General features: G+C 65.8%; 2 protein-coding genes. Both read right to left on the bottom strand.

All coding sequences use genetic code 11. From position 1 onward, the window contains the following. Positions 1–3 precede the first annotated feature (3 nt). Positions 4–2,037 carry a methyl-accepting chemotaxis protein gene (locus AOQ71_RS06990; RefSeq protein ID WP_057743646.1) on the bottom strand — a complete coding sequence of 678 codons (2,034 nt, stop codon included), beginning with the start codon at positions 2,035–2,037 and terminating at the stop codon, positions 4–6. Between the two features lie 219 nt (positions 2,038–2,256). Further along, on the bottom strand, positions 2,257–3,313 hold a 1,057-nt coding region (locus AOQ71_RS06985), incomplete at its 5' end, for a methyl-accepting chemotaxis protein (RefSeq protein ID WP_162268327.1).

The following is a 3,313-nucleotide window of genomic DNA, read 5'->3' as shown; positions in this document are numbered from 1 at the left end:
GTCCTACGCTGCCCGGATATTCGCCATGAAGCGATCGAGCTCGGCGCGCAGGCGGGTGCTTTCGCTCGACAGCGTCTTGGCCGAGTTCAGCACCTCCTCCGAGGCTGAACCGGTTTCGGCCGCGCCGCGGTTGACCTGGCCGATATCGGTCGCGGCGGTCTGGGTGCCCTGGGCGACGTTCTGGACGCTGCGGGCGATCTCCTGGGTCGCGGCGCCCTGCTCCTCCACTGCACTGGCAATCGAGGTCGAGATCGACGAGATCTTGCCGATGGTCGCACCGATCTCCTTGATCGCGGCGACCGACTCGGCCGTCGCACCCTGCATGCCCGCGATGTGCGAGGAGATCTCGTCGGTGGCCTTCGCGGTCTGGCTCGCCAGCGATTTCACTTCGCTCGCGACCACCGCAAAGCCGCGGCCGGCTTCCCCGGCGCGCGCCGCCTCGATGGTGGCGTTCAGCGCCAGAAGATTGGTCTGCTCGGCAATCGCGGTGATCAGCTTGACCACCTCGCCGATCTGCTGGGCCGCGTGCGAGAGCTTGCCGATCCGACCATCGGTTTCCTTGGCCTGCACCACGGCGGCCTCGGCAATGCGGCTGGAATCGCGGACCTGGCGGCCGATCTCCTCGACCGAAGCCGACAGCTCTTCGGTCGCGGTCGCGACCGACTGCATGTTGCTCGAGGCCTGCTCGGAGACGCCGGCGACCTGGCTCGACAAGGTCTGTGTCGTCTCGGCGGTGCGGGTCAGCGTGGATGCGGATGATTCAAGCTGCACGGCGGACGCCGAAACGTTGGACACGATCGCACCAACAGCGCTTTCAAAATCGTCGGCAAAGCGGATCAGCTCGGCGCGGCGGCTTGCGGCCTGCTCCCTGTTCTGGGCTTCGCTGGCGGCGGCATCGCGCTCGGCCTTGGCAACGGCCTGGAGCTTGAACTCCTCGACCGCGCCGGCCATCTCGCCGATCTCGTCCTTGCGCCCGAGCCCGGGCAGCACCACGTCGAAATTGCCCGAGGCAAGCTCACGCATCGCCTTGCACATCGCGATCATCGGCCGCGAGATGCCGTTGCCGAGCATCAGCGCCAGCGCCGCACCGATGGCAAGTCCGCCCAGCGCCAGCATCAGCATCAGCTGCTCGGTTTCCCCGATCGTCGTATTCGCACCCGCCTCGATGCGCTGCTGATCCGCCGACAGGTCCGAGCGCAATTCGCCCGAGAGTTTGAGGATCGACGCTGCCGTCTTGCTCATCTCGGCATTCGACTTGGCGATGACCTTTACGTTCTCCGACAGCTTGGCGAAGGAGGCGCGGTATTGCTTCAGCAGATTGCCGATCTCGGTGACGCGGTCGGTGATCTTCTGGTCGTTGGCGTAGATCGAGACCAGCAGCGTCTCCAGGAACTTGATGCGGGCGACGACCCCGTCGGCGGTCTTCGGATCCGGCTTGGCGACGAAGGCGCTGACCGACGTGGACACCGCGAGATATTGCGAAGTGATGTCCTTGGCCGTGGTCTGCACCGACGCGAGCCCGGCAAGCGCCGCGGTATCGGCAAGATCGTCGAACTTGAAGCGGATCTTGTTGCCGACAGCGTTCAGCTCATCGGCCGCGATCTTGTTGTTGGCGCGGGTCAGCGTGATGATCTCGCTGAAGACCTTTGTGAAGCGCTGGAACTCGGCCTCGAGCTTGCCGATCTCCTCGCGGCGCGCCGCGCCAGACGTGGCGGACATCGACTTGGCGATCGCCACCTTCAGATTCTCTTCAGCCGCCTTGGCCGCGGTTTCGTCATCCGCCGCACCGGTCAGCGTGTACGCCCGGGTCAGGCCCTGATAGCTGATCAATTCGCGGTCGATGGTCCGTGCCAGGTCTGCTTCGGCCACGCTGGTCCGGTAGGAGGCCACGGCGCCAGCGATTCGCTCGAAGCCGAAATAGGCGAACGCCATGCTGACGGCGAGGATGGCCAGTACCGCCACGAAGCCGAGGATGATCTTTGCACGAAAGCGCAAGGTGAAGAGCCTCAAAGAGCTCGGCTTCGACTTGACCGACATTCCCCCACCCCATTCCATTCGCAGAAAACCAGGCGCTCTCCGGCAGCAGCCCGCTCCCCGACTCGCATGCACGGTAAATGGCAAAGGATAAGCCGCGGTAAATTTGCCACACCGCAACTTGCGGTGAGCTGTCGCGGAGGATGCCGTCGTCCCGGACAAGGGCGCGCCTCAGCGCGCGCTTGTCCGGACGACGACGGAGCATGAAGCGACAGGCGGGTCCTACGCTGCCCGGATATTCGCCATGAAGCGATCGAGCTCGGCGCGCAGGCGGGTGCTTTCGCTCGACAGCGTCTTGGCCGAGTTCAGCACCTCCTCCGAGGCTGAACCGGTTTCGGCCGCGCCGCGGTTGACCTGGCCGATATCGGTCGCGGCGGTCTGGGTGCCCTGGGCGACGTTCTGGACGCTGCGGGCGATCTCCTGGGTCGCGGCGCCCTGCTCCTCCACTGCACTGGCAATCGAGGTCGAGATCGACGAGATCTTGCCGATGGTCGCACCGATCTCCTTGATCGCGGCGACCGACTCGGCCGTCGCACCCTGCATGCCCGCGATGTGCGAGGAGATCTCGTCGGTGGCCTTCGCGGTCTGGCTCGCCAGCGATTTCACTTCGCTCGCGACCACCGCAAAGCCGCGGCCGGCTTCCCCGGCGCGCGCCGCCTCGATGGTGGCGTTCAGCGCCAGAAGATTGGTCTGCTCGGCAATCGCGGTGATCAGCTTGACCACCTCGCCGATCTGCTGGGCCGCGTGCGAGAGCTTGCCGATCCGACCATCGGTTTCCTTGGCCTGCACCACGGCGGCCTCGGCAATGCGGCTGGAATCGCGGACCTGGCGGCCGATCTCCTCGACCGAAGCCGACAGCTCTTCGGTCGCGGTCGCGACCGACTGCATGTTGCTCGAGGCCTGCTCGGAGACGCCGGCGACCTGGCTCGACAAGGTCTGTGTCGTCTCGGCGGTGCGGGTCAGCGTGGATGCGGATGATTCAAGCTGCACGGCGGACGCCGAAACGTTGGACACGATCGCACCAACAGCGCTTTCAAAATCGTCGGCAAAGCGGATCAGCTCGGCGCGGCGGCTTGCGGCCTGCTCCCTGTTCTGGGCTTCGCTGGCGGCGGCATCGCGCTCGGCCTTGGCAACGGCCTGGAGCTTGAACTCCTCGACCGCGCCGGCCATCTCGCCGATCTCGTCCTTGCGCCCGAGCCCGGGCAGCACCACGTCGAAATTGCCCGAGGCAAGCTCACGCATCGCCTTGCACATCGCGATCATCGGCCGCGAGATGCCG

It is taken from the genome of Bradyrhizobium manausense (assembly GCF_001440035.1).
GTDB classification, from domain to species: Bacteria; Pseudomonadota; Alphaproteobacteria; order Rhizobiales; family Xanthobacteraceae; genus Bradyrhizobium; species Bradyrhizobium manausense.
Note: the sequence above shows the minus strand (reverse complement) of the source record. Positions and strands in the feature narration are given on the sequence as shown.